The sequence below is a fragment of the Niveispirillum sp. BGYR6 genome, from assembly GCF_027568365.1.
Lineage (GTDB): Bacteria > Pseudomonadota > Alphaproteobacteria > Azospirillales > Azospirillaceae > Niveispirillum.
Genome location: NZ_JANLNL010000007.1, coordinates 42,579 through 65,448, shown reverse-complemented (window position 1 = coordinate 65,448; position 22,870 = coordinate 42,579). Strand labels below are relative to the sequence as shown.

Genomic DNA, 22,870 nt, shown 5'->3' with positions numbered 1-22,870 from the left:
CCCTGCCGAGGCCAATTCCCATGAATATTTCCCGATTCTTCATCGACCGCCCGATCTTCGCGGGCGTGTTGTCGGTGGTGGTTTTCCTGGCGGGGTTCATTGCCCTGTTCCGGTTGCCCGTCGCCGAATATCCCGAGGTGGTGCCGCCCTCCGTCGTGGTGCGCGCGCAGTATCCCGGTGCCAACCCCAAGGTCATCGCCGAGACTGTTGCCTCCCCGCTGGAGGAACAGATCAATGGCGTGGAAAACATGCTCTATATGCAGTCGCAGGCCAACAGCGACGGCAATATGGCGCTGACCGTCACCTTCAAGCTGGGCACCGACCCGGATCAGGCCACGCAGTTGGTGCAGAACCGGGTTTCCCAGGCGCTGCCCCGGCTGCCGCAGGATGTGCAGCGGCTGGGCGTCACCACGGTGAAATCCTCACCCACCCTGACCATGGTGGTGCATCTGCACTCCCCCAATGACCGGTATGACATCACGTACTTACGCAATTACGCGGTGCTGAATATCCGCGACCGGTTGGCCCGCATCCAGGGCGTGGGTGAGGTGCTGTTATGGGGTGCGGGCGATTACGCCATGCGCGTCTGGCTGGACCCCAACAAGGTGGCCGAACGCGGCCTGACCGCCAGCGATGTGGTGGCCGCCATCCGTGACCAGAATGTGCAGGTGGCTGCCGGTGTCATCGGGGCCAGCCCGTCGGTGCCGGATGCGCCGCTGCAGCTTTCCGTCAATGCCCAGGGCCGGCTGAAAACGGTGGAGGAGTTTCAGGATATCGTCCTGAAGACCTCTGGCGGGGCCGTGACCTATCTGCGCGATGTGGCGCGGGTGGAACTGGCCGCCGCCCAATATGGCCTGCGCTCCCTGCTGGATAATAAGCCGGCCATCGCCATGGCCATCAACCAGGCGCCCGGCGCCAATGCCCTGGCCATTTCCGAGCAAGTGCGCGCGGTAATGGCCGAGTTGAAGCAGGACATGCCCGATGGCGTGGATTACGCCATCGAATATGATCCCACCCGCTTCGTGCAGGCCAGCATCGATGCGGTGATCCACACGCTGCTGGAAGCCATCGCCCTGGTGGTGCTGGTGGTGATCATCTTCCTGCAGACCTGGCGCGCCTCCATCATCCCGCTGCTGGCGGTGCCCGTCTCCATCGTCGGCACCTTCTCGCTGATGCTGGCCTTCGGCTTTTCCATCAATGCCCTGTCGTTGTTCGGCATGGTGCTGGCCATCGGCATCGTGGTGGATGACGCCATCGTGGTGGTGGAGAATGTGGAGCGTAACATCGCCGCCGGCCTGTCACCCAAACAAGCAACCTATAAGGCGATGCAGGAGGTGAGCGGCCCCATCATCGCCATCGCCCTGACCCTGGTGGCCGTGTTCGTGCCGCTGGCCGCCATGTCCGGCCTGACCGGCGAATTCTATAAGCAGTTCGCGATGACCATCGCGATTTCGACGGTGATTTCCGCCTTCAACTCCCTCACGCTCTCCCCTGCCCTGTCGGCCCTGCTGCTGAAAGGCCATCATGACAAGCCGGATTGGTTGACGCGCGGCATGAACAAGGTGCTGGGCGGCTTCTTCCGCCTATTCAACCGGGCATTCCAGCGCGGGTCGGAGGCCTATGGGGCCGGCGTGTCCGGCGTCATCCGCCGCAAGGGCGCGATGATGGCCGTCTATGGCGCGCTGCTGGGGCTGACCTTCCTGCTGGGCAATGCGGTGCCGGGCGGCTTCGTGCCGGCGCAGGATAAGGAATATCTGATCGGTTTCGCCCAGCTTCCCACCGGTGCCTCCCTGGACCGCACGGAAGAGGTCATTCGCGCCATGAGCGACATTGCCCTGAAACAGCCGGGCGTGAAGGCCGCCATCGCCTTTCCCGGCCTGTCGGTCAATGGCTTCACCAATTCGTCTTCCGCCGGTATCGTCTTTGCCACCCTGGAACCCTATGAGGAACGAGCCAAGCAGGGCCTGTCGGCAGCCATCATCACCCAGCAGCTCCAGCAGAAATATGCCGGGTTGAAGGAAGCCTTCGTCGCCGTCTTCCCGCCGCCGCCGGTGATGGGGCTGGGCACGCTTGGCGGTTTCAAGCTGCAGGTGGAAGATCGCGGTGCGCTGGGGTACGAAGCGCTGGCCAAGGCCGCCAATGATTTCGTTGCCAAGGCGCGGCAGACGCCGGAACTGGGGCCGACCTTCAGCTCTTATGAAATCAATGTGCCGCAACTGGATGTGCAGTTGGACCGGGTGAAAGCCCGCCAGTTGGGCGTGCCGGTGACAGATGTCTTCGCCACCATGCAGGCCTATCTCGGTTCGCTCTATGTCAATGATTTCAACCTATTCGGTCGCGTCTACCAAGTGCATGTGCAGGCCGACGCGCCGTTCCGCGCCCATGCCGATGATATCGGCCTGCTGAAAACCCGCAATGATCAGGGAATGATGGTGCCGCTGTCATCGCTGGTGCAGGTGGTGCAGAGCTACGGCCCGGAAATGGTGGTGCGCTATAACGGCTATACAGCGGCCGATATCAATGGCGGCCCGGCGCCCGGTTTCTCCTCCGGCCAAGCACAGGCCGCGGCGGAGCGGATCGCGGCAGAGGTGCTGCCGCGTGGGATGCGCTTTGAATGGACGGATCTGACCTATCAGCAAATCCTGGTCGGCAATGCGGCACTGTGGGTCTTCCCCATCTCCGTGCTGCTGGTCTTCCTGGTGCTGGCCGCCCAGTATGAAAGCCTGACCCTGCCGCTGGCCATCCTGATGATCGTGCCGATGAGCCTGATGTCCGCCCTGGCCGGCGTCTGGCTGACCGGCGGGGATAACAACATCTTCACCCAGATCGGCTTCATGGTGCTGGTGGGGCTATCCGCGAAGAACGCCATCCTGATCGTGGAATTTGCCCGTGAGCTGGAGGCCCATGGTCACACCGTGGTGCAGGCGGCGATTGAGGCCAGCCGGCTGCGGCTGCGCCCCATCCTGATGACCTCCATCGCCTTCATCATGGGCGTGGTGCCGCTGATCACCAGCAGCGGGGCCGGGGCGGAAATGCGTCAGGCCATGGGTGTTGCCGTGTTTGCCGGGATGCTGGGCGTCACCCTGTTCGGCCTGCTGCTGACCCCGGTCTTCTATGTGCTGCTGCGCTATCTGGCAGGGGCAAAACGGCAGGAGGAGGCGACGACCAGCGATACACCCGCTGGTATGCTGACACCAGCCGGGGAGTGAGCGCACAAAAAAGGCGGGCCGCAATCGCGGCCCGCCAAGGCTGGAGCATCAGGGAAGTATCAGGGATCAATCGTCGGCGTAGATGTCGATGTCCTTGGTTTCCTTCACAAACAGCGCACCGATGACAAAGGTCACGGAAGCGATGATGATCGGGTACCACAGGCCATCATAGATATTGCCGGTGGCCGCCACGATGGCGAAGGAAGTGGTGGGCAGGAAGCCGCCGAACCAGCCATTGCCGATATGATAGGGCAGCGACATGGAGGTGTAGCGGATGCGGGTGGGGAACATTTCCACCAGCATGGCGGCGATCGGCCCGTAGACCATGGTGACATAGATGACCAGGATGGTCAGCAGCACCACCACCATGACATAGTTGACCTGGGCCGGGTCAGCCTTGGGCGGATAACCGGCGGCCTTCAGCGCATCGGCCACAGCCTTTTCAAAGGCGGCACCAGCGGCTTTCGGATCGGTCGGGCCGGCATGGCTGCTGGGACCGTGGGAGAGGGAAACTTCCGTCTTGGTGGCGACGCCGGTGGCGTCGTAGCTGTCGATCACCGTCGTGCCGACGCGGATCTGGGCCAGGGTGCCGGCGGGCGCCGCCTCATTGCTGTAGGGCACGCCCTTCTTCACCAAAGCCGCCTTGGCGATATCGCAGGAGCTGGTGAATTTGCTGGTACCGACCGGGTTGAACTGCACGGAACATTGGGCCGGATCAGCCACCACAACGATGGGGGAGGTGGCAACCGCCTGTTCCAGCGCCGGGTTGGCAAAGTGGGTGATGCCCTTGAACAGCGGGAAATAGGTGATGACGGCGATGGCAAGGCCCGCCAGGATGATCGGCTTGCGGCCGATACGGTCGGACAGGGTGCCAAAGATGATGAAGAAGGGGGTGCCGATCAGCAGGGCCGCAGCAATCATCAGGTTCGCGGCAGCAGCATCCACCTTCAGCGTCTGGGTCAGGAAGAACAGGGCATAGAACTGGCCCGTGTACCAGACCACCGCCTGACCGGCGACCAGACCGAACAGGGCCAGCAGCACAACCTTCAGGTTCTTCCAGTTGCCGAAGGCTTCGGTCAGCGGCGCCTTGGAATGCTTGCCCTCTTCCTTCATCTTCTTGAAGGCCGGGCTTTCATTCAGCATCAGGCGGATCCAGACCGACACGCCCAGCAGCAGGATGGAGACCAGGAACGGGATACGCCAGCCCCAGGTGTCAAAATCCTCCGTGGACATCGACATGCGGCAGCCCAGGATCACCAGCAGCGACAGGAACAGGCCCAAGGTCGCCGTGGTCTGAATCCAGGCCGTATAGTTGCCGCGGCGACCATGCGGGGCATGTTCGGCCACATAGGTGGCGGCACCGCCATATTCACCGCCCAGCGCCAGACCTTGCAGCATACGCAGGGAAATCAGGATCACCGGGGCCGCAATGCCGATGCTGGCATAGTTGGGCAGGATACCAACGATGAAGGTCGAGGCACCCATGATCAGGATGGTGACCAGGAACGTATATTTACGGCCGATCATGTCGCCAAGGCGACCGAACACCAGGGCGCCGAAGGGGCGCACGGCAAAACCGGCGGCAAAGGCCAGCAGGGCGAAGATATAGGCCGCCGTCTCATTCACACCTGAGAAGAACTGCTTGGCGATCACCGCCGCCAGCGAACCATAAAGGTAGAAATCGTACCATTCGAAAACGGTGCCGAGCGAAGAGGCGAAAATCACCTTCTTCTCTTCCTTGGTCATGGGGGCGGGGGTTACCGCACCACCTGCTGTTACATTTGCCATATGCCCTCCCAGAAGTCGCGACGTGTCTCGGACGTTCATCGCTCGGCGTCTTATGAAGCGCCGTTGGCGGCGTCTGACCGCCGTCCATGCCGATCGATGCTGCTACGATGTGACACAGTTGCAGAAGCGACAGCCCCGACCTTGGTCGGGAAGGTTAATGTGACAGTGCTTTGACAATACAAGGATTTTTGGTGCGGCGCAGCAGGCGCCCCACCCAGGGATGCCGCTTCGGCAAATCATCATTGGACCGTTGCAGCGACAGGCAACGAACCAAAACAGCCTTATATCAAAGAGATAATGACGTACCGCCGCCATGCGGCTGGCGCAAATCGGCCAAGCACCAAACAAGGATCAGGGAAGAGTTTCTGATACGAAACCTATATCGCACCGCAACAATTTTGGCGGTCGCTGGATGGGGGCATCTGCTGCCGCCCCTCCCGACATTGGTCGGGCCTTTCATAAACCAGGGGAATTCCCGCCCGACCCGCGGGGTGCAGCCGCAAATCAGGCCAGAATCGCGCGGGTGGTAAAATGAAAAAGGATGCGGGCACCGGCGGTACCCGCATCCCCTTCGAAACCTTGCAAGCGTCGGAAAGTGACGTCTTATGCTGAGTTGCGATGAGTTCTCCTCATCGCAACTCAGTACGGCGGCGACTGCCGCCGCGCCGCACATGCGGCGTAGCCAAGCCAACGGAGTTGGCGCCGGCGATTGAGGGCCATGATCAGAACCATAGGTTCTGATCATGGCAACAGAGTATTACTTGGCGGCAACCTGGGACTGCTGGCCCTTGAAAGCGCGCAGTTCGCTGTTGAAGCTGCCAACGGTCATTTCCAGACGGTCGACCACCTGATCGCGGTGGGCGGCGATGGCGGCGCGATAGGCCGGCTGAGAGAGGTAGGCGGTGGAGATATCGGCATTGTCAACGCAGCTGAGATAGTTGGCAGCCTTGTCGGCATAGCCACGCACGGCAGCGGCGGTCTGGCGCATCGCCTGTTCGGTGGCGGACTTGCCCTCAATCACAGCCGGAGCGGCCGGGGCTTCACCGCAGACGCGCTTGATGGCGGTCGGGGCGGCATTGGACTGGCCAACAGCCAGCAGAGCAACGGCGGAAACGAAAAGAGCGGTGTAGATCGTCTTCATAGCGATACTCACAAGGTTGAACGGGGGCGGATGCCACCGACGTTATGGGCCCTGTACGTTCGCTCCCTGAAAAATGGGTCTGTCTTAACTGCGTACCCTTGTTGTGCTTTGCACTATAACGATGTCGCAGTGCAGCGAAAAGGGCATTTACCATATAAATGGGTCGCTAATGATACTAGCGATCATGCAGCTGATGCATGACTTAAAAATAACTAAAATGCTCAGGTAATCCATATCGTTTGTAACGATACTACCTGTTTATCAGGCCGATTGGGGAGATTCACGCTTACCCGTATTCTTGCTGCAACTGCGATTACGCTCTCATCCCACGCCGGGCCACTGAGGCAAAGGGGCTAGGTCGGCGGGTTTACGGGCAGCGGCAATGGGCCCACATAAGCAAATCCCACGGCCTGCAGTCCAGACTTGGAAGGGGCTGATCCAGCAGGTGGGCAGCCAGCGCCCCAAGCCCTGTGCCGTCATTAAATAGTGCGGGATGCGAAGAGCCATTGATCATGGCTCCCGGTATATGCATGTTGCCTCTGGTATCAGGCGCCGCCATCGGGCGGCCGGGCTAGGGTGCATGGATGCGCGTCGGCGACCGTTGACGAGCGAGGGTCCGCAAGCCAGGGCCTTCCATCATCAATCAGCAGGGAACAGAGGCGTTCGGCATGGGTGATTTCCAGGATGGCATCCCAGCAACCGCCATGGTCGATCTGCTGTTGTTCACGCTGGATGACCGCAGCTATGCGCTGCGGCTGGAACGGGTGGCGCGGGTAGCCCCGCTGGTGGATATCACACCGCTGCCGGCCGCCCCCGCCATCGTGCTGGGGGTGATCGATGTCGCCGGGGACATTCTGCCGGTGCTGGATATCCGCCAGCGTTTCGATCTGCCGCCCCGCCGGCAACGGCTGGAGGATGCGCTGGTCATGGTTCGCACCGACCAGCGCCTGGTCGCCCTGCTGGTGGACCATGTGACCGGCACCATTCAGTTGCCGGCGGCATCACTGGTTCCGGTGGAAAGGGTGGTCCCCGGTACGCGCTATTTTGACAGTGTCACCCAGCTGGCCGATGGGCCCGTCTTCATCCATGATGTGGACCGGTTCCTGTCGCTGGCAGAGGCCGCCGCCCTGGATGACAGCCTTGGCCGCCAGCGGGGCGATGCATGAGCATCAGCAGCGATGGCGGCGTGCTGACGGCGTTCAGCCAGTTCCTGGAAACGCGCACCGGCCTGCATTATGCCCCCGAACGGCGGGCGGAACTGGGTCGGGCCGTTGCCATCATGGCCAAGGAACTGGGCTTCCCGGATGCGTTGGCCTGTATGCAGCATTTCCTGGCGACAGAGCCGACGCGGGAACAGATTGAAATCCTGGCCAGCCATCTGACCATCGGCGAAACCTATTTCTTCCGTGAACCACAAAGCTTCAAGGCGCTGGCGGAGACCGTGCTGCCGCCGCTGATCGCCGCGCGGCGACAGGCGGGCAAGCGGCATCTGCGGATCTGGAGTGCTGCCTGCAGCACGGGCGAGGAAGCCTATTCCGTGGCCATGCTGCTGGATGGGTTGATCCCGGATATTGCCCTTTGGAACATCACTATCCTGGCAACGGACATCAATCCCCGCTCCCTGCGCCGGGCGACAGAGGGGCGATACGGGGAATGGTCCTTCCGGGGCGTTGATCCGGCCGTCCGGCAGAAATATTTCGAGGCCCAGGACGGCAGGCAGGTGATCCTTCCCCGCATCCGCCGCATGGTCAGCTTTGCCTATCATAATCTGGCAGAGGATCTTTATCCGTCCGTCACCAGCAACACCAATGCGATGGACATCATCTTCTGCCGCAATGTGCTGATGTATTTCAGCTTTGACCGGGCGCGGCAGGTGGTGGCCAATCTGCATAATTCCCTGGTGGAAGGCGGGTGGCTGGTGGCCAGTTCGGTCGAAGGGTCGACAGAACTGTTCCAGCCCTTCGTCAATGCCCAATTGCCAGGGGCCACCTTCTACCGCAAGGCGGCAGGTGCCGCCGCCCTGCCATCGGTGCCCCCCTCAACGCTGGTGGTGCCGATACTGCCGGCACCGCCCACCCTGGCCCCTGCCCCTCCGCCCTTGTCCCCCCAGGGGCCGGATGATCTGCTGGCCCAGGTGCAGCCACTGTACCAGCAGGGACGCTATCGGGAGGCTATCGCCCTGCTGCGGGCCGATCCGGTGGTGCTGGAGGCCGATGGTACCGCCCTGGCCATGCTGGCCCGGCTGCACGCCAATGAAGGCCGCCTGGAAGAGGCAGCGCTTTGGTGTCAACGGGCGCTGAGCCTGGACCGAACCGCCCCGGAGCGGCATTACCTGCTGGCCATGATCAGCCAGGAGCGCGGGGAGCTGAAACAGGCCGCCGAGGCCCTGCGCCGTGCCCTGTTTCTGGACCCCGGCTTTGTGCTGGCCCATTTCGCCCTGGCACGGTTGGCCCTGGGGGAAGGCCGGGTGGTCGATGCCCGCCGGCATTATCGCAATACACTGGATTTGTTGCGCCGCCATGCGCCGGAGGACACATTGCCTGAATCCGACGGGCTGACCGTCGGCCGTCTGACGGAGATCATCCGCGTCGCCAGCGCCGAGGTTGGGTTATGAGTGAGAGCAGGATCGACTGGACCGCGATGCATCTGCGCCTTGCCGCCGCCCGTGAAGGGCTGGCGCGCGGGTTCGAGCCGGGGGAGGCGGAGACAAGCCGCCGGTTGCGGGAACGCGCCCGGCAACTGGCCCGCAAACCGGTGGAGCCGGCAGATGCGGCCGCGCAGCTCACCCTGCTGGAATTCCAGCTACAGGGTCGGCCCTTTGCCGTGGAAGGCCATCTGGTGCGGGAGGTGGCGACGGAACTGCGCCCCACCCCGGTGCCCTGCACCCCATCCTTCCTGGCCGGCATCTTCTATCTGCGCGGACAGGTGGTCTCGGCCATCGATTTCGGCCTGCTCTGCGGCCTGCCAGCGACGCCGGAAGCCGATGCCATCATCGTGCTGGAACAGGGGAAGCGGATGCTGGGCCTGCTGGCAGAACGGGTGATCGGCATGACCAGCATCGCCCGTGACCAGATCGACAACCTGCCGGCAACCGTTCAACAGGGCCGGCGTTTTTTCCATGGCATTTCACGGACCGGTACCATCCTGCTGGATGGGGCCGTGCTGTTCAATGATGACGACAATGGTTTCGCACAAGCGGGCCTGCCGGGACCGGCGACAAGGGGGCAATGATCATGCGCATCACCGTGGGCACGAAAATCTGGGGCAGCCTGTGCATGGTGCTGCTGGTTCTGCTGGTGGTCGGCGGCGTCTCCCTGCGGGTGACCGATCGGCTGACCGCCGACGCCGCCTGGCGCAGCCACACCTATCAGGTACAGGGCGCCATCACCGAACTGCTGTCCATCATGCAGGATGTGGAGACGGGGCAGCGCGGCTTCCTGATTACCGGCGACCCGAAATTCCTGGAACCTTATGAAAATGCGCTGGGCCGGCTGCAGCCGGGGGTCCGCAGTTTGCGTAATCTGATCGCGGATAATCCGGATCAGGTGCGCAATATGGACCGGGCGGAGGAATTCATCGCGGTGAAAACCGAATCCATGCGCATGAATGTGGATATCCGCCGCAACCAGGGTTTCCAGGAAAGCCAGGCGGCGGTGATGACCCTGCGGGGCCAGAAGGCGATGGATGATTTCCGCGGCGTCATTGCCCAGATGCACGCGGTGGAAGACACCCTGCTCCGCCAGCGGGAGGCGGAGCTGGAGGATACGACCGAAATGGCGCGGGCCAGCGTGATCGGCGGCGCGCTGATCGCCGGCCTGCTGGTGCTGGCCTCCGGCCTTTATCTCAGCCGCAACATTGCCACCCCGTTGCAGGAGATCACCCGCATTGCGGAGCGGATCGGCACCGGCGATCTGACCGTGACGCTGACACCCTCCAGCCGCACGGACGAGGTGGGCATCCTCTCCGACACCTTCATGCGGATGACGCGCAGCCTGCGGCAACTGATGCAGGAACTGTCGGAAGGCATCAATGTGCTGGGCTCCGCCGGCAGCCAGATTGTCAGCACCACGGCCCAGGTGGCCGCATCGGCGGCAGAGACGGCCACGGCCCTGGCTGAAACCTCCTCCACCATGGAGGAGGTGCGCAAGACCTCCCAGCTTTCCACCGAAAAGGCCCGCCATGTCGCCGATACAGCCCAGGCGACGGCACAAATCTCCGCCACCGGCAAGCGGGCGGTGGAACAGAGCATCGCCGGCATCAATCTGGTGCGCGACCAGATCGGCGCCATCGCCGAGGCGGTGATCAAACTATCTGAACAGAGCCAGGCCATCGGCACCATCGTCGCCTCCGTCAATGATCTGGCCGAACAATCCAACCTGCTGGCCGTCAATGCCGCCATCGAGGCGGCGCGGGCGGGAGAACAGGGCAAAGGTTTCGTGGTGGTGGCCACGGAGGTGAAAAGCCTGGCCGAACAGTCCAAGGAAGCGACGGCCCAGGTCCGCGCCATCCTGACCGATATTCAGAAGGCCACGGCCACCGCCGTGCTGGCCGCCGAACAGGGCTCCAAGGCGGTGGATGCCGGGGTGCGCCAGTCGCTGGAAGCGGGCCAGGCCATTGAGAACCTGGCCCACAATATCGCCATTGCCACCCAGGCCAGCACCCAGATCGTCGCGTCCAACCAGCAGCAGCAGGTGGGCATCGATCAGGTGGCGCTGGCCATGGACAGCATCCGGCAGGCCAGCACCCAGAATACCGTGGCCACCAAACAGGCGGAAACCGCGGCGCATAACCTGAATGCGCTGGGGCACAAGCTGAAATCGCTGGTCAGCCAGTATCGCGCCTGACGGGCGGCGGCGGGGACGGTCCATGAACAGCAGGAATGAACAGCTTCTGCAACGGCTGCTGGCCATGTTCACCGTGGAAGCGGAGGACCATGCCACCGCCCTGGGTGCGGCACTGCTGGAACTGGATCGCGGTGTCACGCAGGAGCGGCGGCGCGAACTGGTGGAACAGACCTTCCGGCAGGTCCACACCCTGAAAGGGGCGGCGCGCACGGTCAATCTGGGGTCGCTGGTGGCGCTGTGCCATGCGCTGGAATCCCTGCTGGCCCTGGTGAAGCAGGGCAGCATGGCGCTGGATGACGACCTGCGCGACCTGATGCATCGCAGTTTGGGGGCCATCCGCGTGATGATCCCCGGTGGTGGCAATGGCCCCAGCCCGACCGACCCGCCGGGGCTGGACCGGCTGGTCAGCGATATCAACCAGAAGGCAGGGGCGCCGGGCATGGCCAGCCCGCCACCCCCGCCCCTGCCGCCCCTGCCGCCGCCCATTCCGGCCGCGGCCCCTTCTGTGGCGACAAGTGCGGAAATTCCCGTCACCACCGCACCCGTCCCCACCCCCGATCATGCCGCCCCCCGACCCGTAAAACAGACGGTGCGGGTGCCCATCGTCCAGTTGGACCGGCTGCTGCATCAGGCAGAAGAGCTGATCAGCGCCAAACTGTCCGGCGTGGAGCGGGCGGCCATGCTGCGCGGGCTGGGACGGGAACTGGGGGAGCGCACGCGCAGCCGGAGCCGGTTGGGCCGGGCCGCCCAGGCTGACCATGACGCACAGACGCTGGCCTGGCTGGGATCGCGCTTGAGCAAGCTGGCCACGGAGGCCGATCAGGAGGCGCGCGGGCTGGCCAAAAGCGTGGACGGGCTGTTGAGCGGCACCAAACAGGTGCTGATGCAGCCCGCCACCAACCTGCTGGATCTGGTGGCGCAGAATGTGCGCGAACTGTCGCGCGAACAGGGCAAGGATATCCAGCTTGTCGTCGCCGGGGAAGGGCTGGAGCTGGACCGGCGGGTGCAGGAGGAGCTGCGCGATGCCCTGCTGCACCTGATCCGCAACGCCATCGGCCATGGGCTGGAGACGCCGGCCGAACGGCTGGCGCAGGGCAAGCCGGGCCAGGGCACCCTGTCGATCAGCCTGGCCCCCCGCGATGGCGGGCGGGCGGAGATCACCATCAGCGATGATGGGCGCGGCATGGATGGCGCCCGGCTGGTGGCGGAAGCCATCGCCCAGGGCGTGGTGGATGCAGAGGAGGCGGCAGCCCTGAACCAGGGGCAAATCCTGGCACTGGCTTTCCAGTCCGGCCTGTCCACCAGCAGCGGGTTGACCGACCTGTCCGGCCGGGGGCTGGGGCTGGCCATCGTGCAGGAGAAGGTGGAGCGGCTGGGCGGCACCATCGCGGTGGAAACCGCCCCCGGTGCCGGTACAACCTTCCGCCTGCTGCTGCCGGTGACGATGGCGGCCTTCCGCGTGGTGATGACGCGGGTGGGCACGCAATGTCTGGCCCTGCCCACCAACCGGGTGGAACGGGTGGCGCGCATTCCCTGGCGGGCGGTGGAGCTGGTGGACCAGCGGGAGGTGGTGCGGGTGGATGGCAAGGCCGTCGGGCTGGTGCGGCTGGCCGATCTGCTGCGCCTGTCGGGCGGGCCGGAACCGGAAGGGGAATTCCGGCATTATCTGGTGGTGGCCGCCGCCGGCCAGCGTATCGCCATCGAGGTGGACCAGATTATCGGCGAAACCGAAATCCTGATGAAAAGCCTGGGCTGGCCCCTGGCGCAGGTGGCCTGCGTCGCCGGGGCCATCATGCTGCCATCGGGCGGGCTGGGCTTTGTGCTGAATGTGCATGAGCTGCTGCGCAGCGCGCTGCGCCAGGATTTCCCGGCGCGCCCGGCCCGCAGCCTGACCAGCATGGCCGCCCCGGCGCGCAAATCCATCCTGATCGCCGAAGACAGCATCACCGCGCGCACCCTGTTCAAGCATGTGCTGGAAGCGGCCGGATACCGGGTGCGCACCGCCGTGGATGGGCTGGAAGCCTGGGGTCTGCTGGCGGAGGAGAGTTTCGACCTGATCGTCTCTGACGTGGAAATGCCGCGGATGAGCGGGTTTGAACTGACCGGCAAAATCCGCCACGATCCCCGGACGGCCGACCTGCCGGTGATCCTGATTACCTCGCTGGAAACGCGGGAGGATAGGGAACGTGGGGTTGATGTCGGCGCCAGTGCTTATATCGTCAAGAAAAGTTTCGACCAAAGCGATCTGCTGGATATGATCGGTCGCCTGATTTAAGGACGTACGTTGTGATTAAGGTTCTGGTCGCCGAAGATTCCCCCACGATACGGGCCTTCCTGGTCAGTATCCTGGAAACCCAGCCCGACATGCGGGTGGTGGGCGCCGTTTCCAGTGGCGAGGAAGCGGTAACGGCTGTGCAGGATCTGAAACCCGACGTGGTGACGATGGACATCCATATGCCTGGCATGGATGGTTTCACCGCCACCCGCCGCATCATGGAGACGCTGCCGGTCCCCATCGTCATTGTTTCCGGCATGATGACCGATCAGGTCGCCGCCACCTTCCGCGCGGTGGAGGCGGGCGCCCTGGCCTTTGTCCGCCGGCCGGCCGGCATCGGCCATGCCGACCATGATCGGGAGGTGGCCGATCTGGTGATGACCGTGCGGCTGATGTCGGAAGTGCGGGTGGTGCGCCGCTGGCGCCGCCCGCCACCGCTGGGCAGCACCCCCCGCACCGGGGCGGTTACTGGCGATCCGGCAGGCGGGCGCAGCCGACCCCGGCTGGTGGCCATCGGTGCGTCCACCGGGGGACCGATGGCGTTGCAGACCATCCTGTCCAGCCTGCCGGCGGATTTCCCCCTGCCCATCCTGGTGGTGCAGCATATTGCCAATGGCTTTGTCGAAGGCTTTGCCGAATGGCTGCGGCTTTCCAGCGCGCTGGAGGTGCAGGTGGCACGCGATTTCACCGGTACAATGCCGGGCCATGTCTATCTGGCGCCGGATGACCGGCATCTGGGCATTGACCGCAACGGGGTGATCCGCCTGTCCGACGCCGCCCCGGAAAGCGGCCTGCGCCCCGCCGTTTCCCACCTGTTCCGCAGCGTGGCGGACCAGTTCGGGGCAGAGGTGGTGGGCGTGCTGCTGTCAGGCATGGGGGCCGACGGCTCCGCCGAACTGGCCCATCTGCACGCGCTGGGTGCCACCACCATCGCCCAGGACAAGGCCAGCTCCGTGGTCCACGGAATGCCCGGCGTCGCCATCGACATGGGCGGCGCCAGCCATGTGCTGAACCCGACGGAGATCGGGGCGAAGCTGGTGGGGCTGGTGCGGGGGTAGGGGGAAGGGCTGCTACGCCCGTCACAACCCCGCAGCTTTACGCAGCGTTTCATTGATGCGGCTTTGCCAGCCGGGCCCCGTGGCCCGGAAATGATCCACCACCGCCGGGTCCAGGCGCAGCGTCAGCGCAACCTTGGGCGCTGGCCTAACAGCGATCAATCCTTGGGAGCCGGGCGGCCAGACCGGTTGGGTAACCCATCCTACGCAACACTACGCAACACTACGCAACACATTTTCACGCCCCGTTGCGCAGCCCCCTTCCCCAGGCACAAAACCCCAAACTAGGACTTTCACCCTATCACATCCCCACCCCCCGCACAATCCGCCTACCCCCGCCCGAGCATCTCCGCCAGTGCATTGCCCAGGAAATCGGCGACGCGGCGGATGCGGGGGTTGGTGCGGACGTCTTCCTGCATCACCAGCCAGACCGGCAAGGAGGGGCAGCGCAGCGGGAGCGGGACGGGCAGCAGGTCCGGCTGGCGGCGGGCGAGCAGGTGCTGGGCGAAGCCAAGGCCGGCGCCGGCCAGCAGCAAGTGCCAGTACAGCATCTGATCATCACAGCGCAGGGCGAAATCCTCCCGCGCCAGGGACAGGCCGTTTTCGGCCGCCAGCCGGATGATCATGTCACTGCGGTCAAAACCCAACAGGGTGTGGGCCGCCAAATCCTGCACGGTTTCAGGCAAACCATGGCGGGCGGCATAATCGCGGCTGGCGAACAGGCCGATGGGCGTATCCCCAAGCTTGCGGGCGATCAGGGCTTGCTGCGTCGGTGCCACCATGCGGATGGCGATATCCGCATCCCGATGCAGCAGGTTCTGGATCGTATCCGACGCCACAATCTCCACCTGAATAAGCGGTTCCGCCTGCCGCAGGGCCACAATCAGGGACGGCAACAGCAGGTTGGCGACAATCACCGATGCGGTCAGGCGAACCGTGCCGCGCAATGTCTGGGCCTGTCCCTGGGCCTTGAAACCCAGACGCTGGGCGGCCTGGCCCATGGCCCGGGCATCATCGATCAGGCGCAGGGCCGCTTCCGTGGGCTGCAGCCCACGGGCCGAGCGGGTGAACAGCAGCACGCCCAACAGCCGCTCCAACTCCCGGATATGGCGGCTGAGGGTGGGTTGCGTGGTGGCGCTCCGCAGCGCTGCCGCCGACAGGGAGCCGGTTTCCACCACCGCCAGGAAGGAGCGCAGCAAGGCCCAATCAATATCTTTCATTTTTGAAATATCCTTATCAGTTTTTCGGATATTACCATGCGAAAATGAATAAGGGAGAGTGGCCACACCAAGCATAAACGATCAAGGATCCATCATGCCGGGCATGGTTAATGGCACGCCAAAAGCACTGCTGCATCTGGAGGCCCTGGGCCTGTTTGCCGCCACACTCTGGGCCTATGGCCATCAGGGCGGGAATTGGGGGCTGTTCGCGGTGCTGTTCCTGCTGCCCGACCTGTCGATGCTGGGCTATCTGGCCGGGCCCAAGGCGGGGGCGCGGCTTTACAATCTGTTTCACGCCTATCTGCTGCCGGCGGCGGGGCTGGCCTGGGGCCTGGGGGCGGGGTGGGACTGGGCCAGCCATCTGGCGCTGATCTGGATCGCCCATATCGCCCTGGATCGTGCGCTGGGCTTCGGGCTGAAATATGAACAGGGGTTCCGGTTCAGCCATCTGGGTGGGGGTCTGCTGTCCCCCCGCCCTACCCCATCACCGGCTGAAACCGTTCTTCCAGATAGCTGAGGGCGTGGCCGGCGGCGGTGCAGAAATCCGTCAGCCGGGTCAAGGCCGGGTCAGGCTGCGCAGCGCGGAGGGCGGCCTCTACCTCCCGGCCCAGAACCACCAGATCGCGACAGCCAAAGCTGCCGGTGGTGCTGATCAGATCATGCAGGTCGTGGCCCAGCGCCCCCAGATCGCCAGACAGGCGTGCCGCCTCCACCCGCGCCAGCCGCTGGCGGGAGTTGGTCAGGAAATTGCCCATCAGGGTGGTGAATTGCGGCGGTGGCATCAGGGCCTGGATTTGCAGGATCGCCGCCTCGTCAATCCCTGGCGGCGGGGCCGGATCGGTCGCCGCCACGGCGTCGGGCGCGCGGCCGCGCCCGGACCAGGACCGTACCTTGGTCAGAAAAGCCTGATATTCCACCGGCTTGGAGATGTAATCATCCATGCCGGCGGCACGATAGCTTTCCTCCAGCCCCGTCATGGCATGGGCGGTCATGGCGATGATGGGGATGTGGCGGCCCGGCCCTTCATCGGCGCGGATGCGGCGCGTCGCCTCCACCCCATCCATCACCGGCATCTGCACATCCATCAGGATCAGGTCATAAGCGCCGCGACCCAGGGCGGCCAGTGCCTCGGCCCCATTGCCCACAATATCAACGGTGAAGCCAGCCCCCGTCAGCATATGCAGGGCCACCTGCTGGTTGATATAATTATCTTCTGCCAGCAGGATATGCCCGCTGCTGCCCGGTTCCTCCCGGCATGGGGAGGGATCGGCCGGGGCGGCCACCGGCAGCGGGCGGCCCGTCAACACCGCCAGCAGCGTGTTGCGCAACATGTCGTGCAACACCGGCTTGTCCAATGCCGCATCGGCCAGTTCAACATCAACCGGATCGCCCACCGACCCGATGGGGCGCAGGGCGATCAGGGCCGCCGATGGGAAGCGCTGGCGCAGGGCCGCCGCCTGTTCCGCCGTCAGGCTGCGCGCATCCACCAGCAACAGGTCTGCTGCCACCACGCCCGGTGCCGATGCGGCTGGTTCCAGGGACAGGGTGTCCACCTGCAGACCCAGGCTTTCCAGATCGGCGGTCAGGGCCGCCGTCACCAATGGGCTGGGATCGGCCAACAGGGCATGACGCCCCACCAGTTCCGCCGGTGGCGGGGCGGTGGGGGCGGGTTCCGCCACCGGGCGCAGGGCCACGCGGAACCAAAAGCTGGAACCGGCCCCCACCTGGCTGTCCACCCCGATATGGCCATCCATCAATTCCATGGTCTGGCGACAGATGGCCAGACCCAGCCCGGTGCCGCCGAACCGGCGGGTGACGGAACTGTCGGCCTGTACAAACTTGTCGAACAGCCGCGCCTGCGCTTCCTTCGGGATGCCGATACCGGTATCGGTCACCCGCACCGACAAAAGCGGGATGCCCGCGTCCCCTTCCAGCCGCACCGCCACCACCACCCCGCCCCGGTTGGTGAATTTGATGGCATTGCCCACCAGATTAAGCACCACCTGACGCAACCGCATCGGATCGCTGATGGCGCGGGTACGGGCGGCGGGGGCGATATCCAAAACCAGTTCGATCCCCTGCTCCGCCGCCTTGGGGGCCATCAATTGCACCACCTCTGCGAACAAAGCGGGGATATCGAAATCGAGATATTCCAGCTTCACCTGCCGCGCCTCCAGCTTGGAGACGTCCAGAATATCGTTCAGCAGGCCCAGCAGCAGCTTGGCAGATGATCCCACCAGTTCGGCAGAATGGCGCTGTTCCGGCGTCAGGCTGGTGGAGAGCAGCAGCGCATTCATGCCGATGATGCCATTCATCGGCGTGCGCAGCTCATGGCTCATATTGGCCAGGAATTCGGATTTGGCCTGATTGGCGGCCTCTGCCGCCTCCTTGGCGCGGGTCAGTTCGACCTGGGCCTGGGTCAGCTTGGCATTGGTGGCGGCCAGTTCGCGGTTGGAGCGTTCCAGCGCCTCCACCAGGGAGGCGCGGGCTTCGGCCAGCCGCACCTCGTCGCGGGTGCGCTCCAGCTCCTGTTCCTTGCGGCGGAACTCCATGGAGATGCGCAGATTTTCCTCATGCAGCCTTTTGCGGCGCACCAGGGCGCGGATACGGGCCTTGATGATCTCCACATCATTGCCCTTGGTGACATAATCGTCGGCCCCGGCCTCCAGCCCGCGCATCAGGTCGGTCTTGCTGTCGCTGGCGGTCAGCATGACGATCTGGAACAGATCCTCCCGCCGGCGGCGGATGGCATCCAGCTTGGCGCAGAGCGCCACGCCGTCAATCTCCGGCATATGCAGGTCGACGATGATGCAGTCGAAGCTTTCCTGCTGCACCAGGGCGGCGGCGGCCAGCCCGCTTTGCAGGGCCACCACCTCATAGCCTTCTTCCTGCAACAGCAGGCGCAGATATTCCAGGAAGGTCGGGCTGTCATCGACGATCAGCAGGCGCGACGCGCGCAACGAGGGGGCCGCCAGCCCGCTGGAACCCGGCCCGCTGCCGGCGGCCCGGCGCAGCAGGCCGCTGATGCGCAACACCAGTTCATCAGCATCGGCGGATTTGGGCAGATAGGAATCCGCCCCGCTTTCCAACCCCTTGAACTCCGCCTCGGCCGTGGCCTCATCCGTCAGCATGATGACGGGAAGCGGGCGGGTGACGGCATTCAGGCGCAATTGGCGGATGAATTCATCCCCGCTCATCCGGGGCAGGTGGTAATCCACCACCAGCAGATCCGGGTGAAGATGGGTGAGTGCCGCCAGCGCCGCCTCTGCCGTGCCGCAGATGGTGGAGGTCCAGCCCTGCCCGTCCAGGATCAGCTCCAGCTGAAGCGCCTGGGTGGGTGAATCCTCCACAATCAGAATATGCGGCGCATTGCTGCCGGACATGGCCCCCCGACCGATCCATCCAGGTCTTTACTATGCCCTTATTATGGGAAGCGGCGGATAATGCCCACCCAAAACTGTACAAAATGCAGCATTTCAGGCCCGCCACGGCGGCGGGGGGAGAGAGGCGGATTGCGTTCAACCGCAAACCGCCCCCGCTTCATCAGAAGGTGATGCCGCCTTTCAGCCAGAAGGTGCGGCCCGGTTCATTGACACGGATGGTCTGGACATAGCCCTGGCCAACCAGACTGGGCGTGCCGGACCGGCTGAGGGCTTCGGCATAGGTGCGGTCGAAGAGGTTATCGACGCCCAGCGTCAGCGTCACCCCCGCCGCCGGCCGCCAGCCGGCAGAGGCGGAGAAAACGGCGAAACCGTCATTCTTGCCGATATCGGTGCCGGCAATATTGCCCCAGCCAATATCCACCCGGTTCTGCGCCGCCACGAACCGGGCCAGACCGCCGGCCATCCAGGTGCCATCATCATAGTTCAGGCCCAGCTTGGCCTCCAGCGGCGGCATCTGGGCCAGCGGCCTGTCCTCGCTGCGGTTGCGGCCATGCACATAGGCCAGCGAGACATCCGCCCGCCAGGCGCTGGCAATGGCATAGGCCAGTTCCGCCTCCCCGCCCCATTGGCTGGCACCGATATTCTTGCCCGTGCTGCCGGACAGCAGCATGTAATCATCGATCCGGTTGGCGAAGAGAGAGACGGAGCCCGTCCAGCGGTCGGACCGGTGCATCAGACCGGCATCGATCTGCGTGGTCTTTTCCGGGTCCAGAGCGAAGTTACGGTTGCGCTCCCAATAATCCGGCGCGCGTTCGCTGTGGCCGACACCGACATGCAGGGTCAGCGGCAGTGCGCCCGCAATCTCCTGTTCCAGCCGCAGGAAGCCATTATGCAGCACGTCGCTGTCGGTCGGGCCGTTGGCGATGGTCAGCCTTTCCGCCTTGGTGCGGTTCAGGCGATAGCCACCCACCAGCATCCGGTCGGCAGACAGGGCGTAACTGGTTTCCATGAATGCGCCGATGCTGTTGAACTCCAGATCGGGTAGGCGCGGCTTTTGTTCGTAATTCACCCCGGCGCGATATTCGGCCACCGACAGGTTGCGCACAGCGTGCCGGTCATGGCTGGCATCAGCCCCCAGGGTCACGGTCCAGTTGGGTTGCGGGCGCAGTTCCACGGCGGCGCGGCCGCCATAGCCCTTGCGATCGGGGTTGCTGAGCGGCCCCATCATGCCGCCGGTCCAGCGGCGCAGGCTGAAACTATCCATCACATGGTCGACATAATCGTAATAGGCGCTGGCCTCCACCCGGCCGATCAGGGGGGAGAGATCATCGCGGCCAAAGCGCAGCCGGTGGGATTCCCGGTCAAACTTGGAGCCATCCATCATGCGGTCGGCATAGGCGGCCCGTGCCTTGCTGAATTCGCTGCTGGCTTCCAACAGGGTCTGGTCGTCCGGCGTCCAACCCGCCAGCAGGGTGGCGCTGCTGCGGTTATAGGCGGAATGGACCTTGTTGCCGTCGCCATCCTCATAATCATCGCTATGGGCGCGGGTGCCGATCATGCGGATATAGGCCTGCGACGTGCCGGCCGTCAGGTCGGCCAACTGGTCATTGCGGCCGGTGCTGCCGCCCAGCAGGTTGAGATTGCCCCGCACCCCCGGTGCCGTGAACCGTTCGGTATTGCGTTCGAACAGCACGGCGGCACCGGACATGCCACCGCCATAGCGCACGCTTTGCGGGCCCTTCAGCAGGGTGATCTTGTCAAACGCCTCCGGGAAGGCATAGGCGGTGGGCGGGTCCATGCGCATCCCGCAGCCGCCCAGCACGGGCGACCCATCAACCATCATGCCCAGGCGGGAACCGGACTGGCCCCGGAATACCGGGTCGCCGCCCGTGCCGCCCTTGCGGATGATGGAGAAGCCGGGGATGGATTTCAGATAGCCCGCCCCGTCATTGGCCGGCACCGGCTGGCGCGGCTGGCGGGGATCGGTTTCCACCATCAATGGCGTGGACATGGCCGGGGCGGTGACGACCAGCGTCGGCAGCAGCATCGATTGGGCGGGGGCGGGCGGCTGGTCGGCAGCCTGGGCGGCGGCGGGCAGCACGGTGCCGAGCAGCAGACAGGCGGAGAGGCGTGCCGCGATTTTAGTGGCAGACATGATTTCTTGGTCTTTCCGCAAAAGGCGCGCGCGACAGCGCCGCCGGCACAAGGGGTGTGCGGGCAAGGCCCCCCTTGTGCCCATCAACAGGGATTGTGTGAAAAGGCGGGATCAGACCAAGGGCGGGGCGCGGGCGTTCCAGGGAATAAACTGGGCCGTGACGGCCAGCAGCAGACGGTCCGGCCACAGGCGGAACAGTGACAGCCACGAGAGAACGGGTAGCGGCAGGCCGGCCGGCGGGGCGGCAAGGCCCACAGCCAGCAGCCCCAACGGGCAATGTCGCGCGCTGAGATCGACATGCCCCACACCCTTGCCATCGGGGGATTTGCTGATCGGGGCAGCACAGATCGGCGTGGTGATGCCGGCCGCCATGGCAGGCGCATAAAGTGACCACACCAAAAGGTTCAGCAGCAAAGCCAAACAGGCCAGGAAGCTGCCCCCCAGCGCCAAACGGCGCGCCCATCCGGGAATGGCGGTACGATGCCTGAAGCAGCCCCCTGTCATGAGGGACACCATAATGGAGCGAACAACAAAGCGGCAGTTCCATTTCGCCGCAGGGAGTGGCAGGCTATCCCATCCATTCATGACGATTAACAAATAATGATAGCGTTATCATTGTTGTTTTACATCGCATAAGGCCGTATCGACCAAGAGGGTTGGTTGGGACCACCCTTTCTATCCATCTGCAAAGCCCGCCTTGTGCGGGGCCGGGACATCATGGGCAGCGCGTCTGACAAAAACAAAATCATCCGGACCAGACGCCGCAAAGGCAGCGCTGTCACCATTGAGGATGTGGCGCGGGAAGCTGGCGTTTCCGCCATGACCGTTTCCCGCGTCATCAATGGCGAAAGCGTGGTGCGGGATCAGACGCGGGCCCTGGTGCAGCAGGCCATCGAGAAGCTGAATTACAAGCCCAACAATGCCGCCCGCAGCCTGGCCGCCGGCGGGGCCACCCAGGTGGGGCTGCTTTACGCCAACCCCAGTGCGGCCTATCTGGGCCAGTTCCTGATCGGGGCGCTGGAAGGGGCGCGGCGCGGCGGGTCACACCTGACCGTGGAATCCTGTGATCAGGAGGGGGCAGAGGCGCAGGGGGAGGCGGCGCGGCTGTTCGCCCGCTCCAATATTGAAGGCATCCTGCTGCCGCCGCCGCTCTGCGAAGCACCGGCCGTGCTGGCCGCCATCGAGGCTGCCGATATCCAGATGGTGACGGTGGCCATGGGCCGGCCGCAGCCGGGCGGCATCAATGTGCGCATCGATGATTTTGCCGCCGCCCGCGCCATGACCCGTTATCTGCTGGAAAAGGGCCATCGCCGTATCGGCTTCGTGCGTGGCCATCCCAACCAGACCGCCAGCGAGGAACGCTGGCGCGGGTTCAAGGCCGCGCTGGAGGAAGCCGGGCTGGATGCGGCCAATGCGCCGGTGGAACAGGGCTATTTCAGCTATCGTTCCGGGATCATTGCCGCCGAGCGGCTGTTGGGTGGGGCCGACCGGCCCACCGCCATCTTCGCCAGCAATGATGAAATGGCGGCCGCCACGGTGAATGTGGCCCACCGCCATGGGCTGTCAGTGCCGGCCGACCTGTCGGTGGTCGGGTTCGATGATACGCCGCTGGCCACCATGGTCTGGCCGGAACTGACCACCATCCGCCAGCCGGTGGCCGCCATGGCCGAACGCGCCCTGGAACTGCTGATCGCCGCCGTGCGCACGGCCCGCGATGGCGGCACGCCGCTGCCGGTGGAAGAGGTGCTGGATTTCGAACTGGTGGAACGCAAATCCGTGGCGGCGCCACCGAAGGGTTGA

Annotated in this window: 16 protein-coding genes; 9 read left to right on the top strand and 7 right to left on the bottom strand. The window is 64.4% G+C overall.

All coding sequences use genetic code 11. The features are described from left to right. The first annotated feature begins 20 nt into the window (after positions 1-20). Entirely contained in the window at positions 21-3,209 is a 3,189-nt protein-coding gene (locus tag PCJ49_RS15465; RefSeq protein WP_269911709.1) for an efflux RND transporter permease subunit, read from the top strand. Positions 3,210-3,275: 66 nt separating this feature from the next. Here the strand turns inward: PCJ49_RS15465 and PCJ49_RS15460 are convergent, their stop codons facing one another. Together PCJ49_RS15460 and PCJ49_RS15455 are read right to left on the bottom strand one after the other, a co-directional pair. Then, positions 3,276-4,997: an MFS transporter gene (locus PCJ49_RS15460; protein ID WP_269911708.1), complete on the bottom strand. Its 1,722-nt coding sequence runs from the start codon at positions 4,995-4,997 to the stop codon at positions 3,276-3,278. A gap of 757 nt (positions 4,998-5,754) precedes the next feature. Continuing rightward, a complete protein-coding gene (locus PCJ49_RS15455) occupies positions 5,755-6,138 on the bottom strand; it encodes a hypothetical protein (protein WP_089288296.1) in 384 nt (127 codons plus the stop codon). Positions 6,139-6,806: 668 nt separating this feature from the next. On the opposite strand from PCJ49_RS15455, the gene PCJ49_RS15450 reads away from it, so the two are divergent. The 6 genes from PCJ49_RS15450 to cheB are packed head-to-tail and all read left to right on the top strand — an operon-like array spanning position 6,807 to position 14,315. Continuing rightward, positions 6,807-7,304, top strand: a complete 498-nt coding sequence (locus PCJ49_RS15450; RefSeq protein ID WP_269911707.1) for a chemotaxis protein CheW — start codon at positions 6,807-6,809, stop codon at positions 7,302-7,304. After that, positions 7,301-8,752 (top strand): CheR family methyltransferase, encoded by a 1,452-nt coding sequence (locus PCJ49_RS15445; protein WP_269911706.1) that lies wholly within the window; start codon positions 7,301-7,303, stop codon positions 8,750-8,752. The genes PCJ49_RS15450 and PCJ49_RS15445 overlap by 4 nt, the downstream gene beginning before the upstream one ends. Further along, positions 8,749-9,369, top strand: coding sequence for a chemotaxis protein CheW (locus tag PCJ49_RS15440; protein WP_089288294.1), 621 nt, complete (start codon positions 8,749-8,751; stop codon positions 9,367-9,369). Before PCJ49_RS15445 ends, PCJ49_RS15440 begins: the two co-directional genes overlap by 4 nt. Before the next feature lie 2 nt (positions 9,370-9,371). Continuing rightward, a complete protein-coding gene (locus PCJ49_RS15435) occupies positions 9,372-10,982 on the top strand; it encodes a CHASE3 domain-containing protein (RefSeq protein WP_160105798.1) in 1,611 nt (536 codons plus the stop codon). A gap of 22 nt (positions 10,983-11,004) precedes the next feature. Further along, positions 11,005-13,257 (top strand): response regulator, encoded by a 2,253-nt coding sequence (locus PCJ49_RS15430; protein WP_269911705.1) that lies wholly within the window; start codon positions 11,005-11,007, stop codon positions 13,255-13,257. Between the two features lie 11 nt (positions 13,258-13,268). Continuing rightward, on the top strand, positions 13,269-14,315 hold the full coding sequence (gene cheB, locus PCJ49_RS15425; RefSeq protein WP_269911704.1) for a chemotaxis-specific protein-glutamate methyltransferase CheB: 1,047 nt from the start codon (positions 13,269-13,271) through the stop codon (positions 14,313-14,315). Between the two features lie 21 nt (positions 14,316-14,336). Here the strand turns inward: cheB and PCJ49_RS15420 are convergent, their stop codons facing one another. Both PCJ49_RS15420 and PCJ49_RS15415 read right to left on the bottom strand, forming a co-directional pair. After that, entirely contained in the window at positions 14,337-14,474 is a 138-nt protein-coding gene (locus PCJ49_RS15420) for a BrnA antitoxin family protein (RefSeq protein ID WP_269911703.1), read from the bottom strand. Between the two features lie 167 nt (positions 14,475-14,641). Then, positions 14,642-15,532, bottom strand: coding sequence for a LysR family transcriptional regulator (locus PCJ49_RS15415; protein ID WP_269911702.1), 891 nt, complete (start codon positions 15,530-15,532; stop codon positions 14,642-14,644). 94 nt (positions 15,533-15,626) lie between these two features. Here PCJ49_RS15415 and PCJ49_RS15410 point away from each other — a divergent pair, with 94 nt between their 5' ends. Next, complete coding sequence (locus PCJ49_RS15410; protein ID WP_269911701.1) at positions 15,627-16,049, top strand: DUF4260 domain-containing protein; 423 nt, start codon at positions 15,627-15,629, stop codon at positions 16,047-16,049. On the opposite strand, the gene PCJ49_RS15405 is transcribed toward PCJ49_RS15410, so the two are convergent. From PCJ49_RS15405 to PCJ49_RS15395, 3 genes are all read right to left on the bottom strand, one after another. After that, positions 16,009-18,915 carry a response regulator gene (locus PCJ49_RS15405; RefSeq protein ID WP_269911700.1) on the bottom strand — a complete coding sequence of 969 codons (2,907 nt, stop codon included), beginning with the start codon at positions 18,913-18,915 and terminating at the stop codon, positions 16,009-16,011. The genes PCJ49_RS15410 and PCJ49_RS15405 overlap by 41 nt on opposite strands. 160 nt (positions 18,916-19,075) lie before the next feature. Further along, entirely contained in the window at positions 19,076-21,070 is a 1,995-nt protein-coding gene (locus PCJ49_RS15400) for a TonB-dependent copper receptor (RefSeq protein ID WP_269911699.1), read from the bottom strand. A 111-nt stretch (positions 21,071-21,181) separates the two neighbouring features. Beyond that, positions 21,182-21,574: a hypothetical protein gene (locus tag PCJ49_RS15395; RefSeq protein ID WP_269911698.1), complete on the bottom strand. Its 393-nt coding sequence runs from the start codon at positions 21,572-21,574 to the stop codon at positions 21,182-21,184. A gap of 213 nt (positions 21,575-21,787) precedes the next feature. Between PCJ49_RS15395 and PCJ49_RS15390 the strand changes: the two genes are divergently transcribed. Next, positions 21,788-22,870, top strand: a complete 1,083-nt coding sequence (locus PCJ49_RS15390) for a LacI family DNA-binding transcriptional regulator (RefSeq protein WP_269911697.1) — start codon at positions 21,788-21,790, stop codon at positions 22,868-22,870.

Coding starts and splice junctions, on each gene's coding strand:
- PCJ49_RS15400 (WP_269911699.1), bottom strand. CDS start 21,070: ATGTCTGCCACTAAAATCGCGGCACGCCTCTCCGCCTGTCTGCTGCTC.
- PCJ49_RS15395 (WP_269911698.1), bottom strand. CDS start 21,574: ATGACAGGGGGCTGCTTCAGGCATCGTACCGCCATTCCCGGATGGGCG.
- PCJ49_RS15390 (WP_269911697.1), top strand. CDS start 21,788: ATGGGCAGCGCGTCTGACAAAAACAAAATCATCCGGACCAGACGCCGC.
- PCJ49_RS15405 (WP_269911700.1), bottom strand. CDS start 18,915: ATGTCCGGCAGCAATGCGCCGCATATTCTGATTGTGGAGGATTCACCC.
- PCJ49_RS15460 (WP_269911708.1), bottom strand. CDS start 4,997: ATGGCAAATGTAACAGCAGGTGGTGCGGTAACCCCCGCCCCCATGACC.
- PCJ49_RS15455 (WP_089288296.1), bottom strand. CDS start 6,138: ATGAAGACGATCTACACCGCTCTTTTCGTTTCCGCCGTTGCTCTGCTG.
- PCJ49_RS15450 (WP_269911707.1), top strand. CDS start 6,807: ATGGGTGATTTCCAGGATGGCATCCCAGCAACCGCCATGGTCGATCTG.
- PCJ49_RS15445 (WP_269911706.1), top strand. CDS start 7,301: ATGAGCATCAGCAGCGATGGCGGCGTGCTGACGGCGTTCAGCCAGTTC.
- PCJ49_RS15465 (WP_269911709.1), top strand. CDS start 21: ATGAATATTTCCCGATTCTTCATCGACCGCCCGATCTTCGCGGGCGTG.
- PCJ49_RS15435 (WP_160105798.1), top strand. CDS start 9,372: ATGCGCATCACCGTGGGCACGAAAATCTGGGGCAGCCTGTGCATGGTG.
- PCJ49_RS15410 (WP_269911701.1), top strand. CDS start 15,627: ATGCCGGGCATGGTTAATGGCACGCCAAAAGCACTGCTGCATCTGGAG.
- PCJ49_RS15415 (WP_269911702.1), bottom strand. CDS start 15,532: ATGAAAGATATTGATTGGGCCTTGCTGCGCTCCTTCCTGGCGGTGGTG.
- PCJ49_RS15430 (WP_269911705.1), top strand. CDS start 11,005: ATGAACAGCAGGAATGAACAGCTTCTGCAACGGCTGCTGGCCATGTTC.
- PCJ49_RS15440 (WP_089288294.1), top strand. CDS start 8,749: ATGAGTGAGAGCAGGATCGACTGGACCGCGATGCATCTGCGCCTTGCC.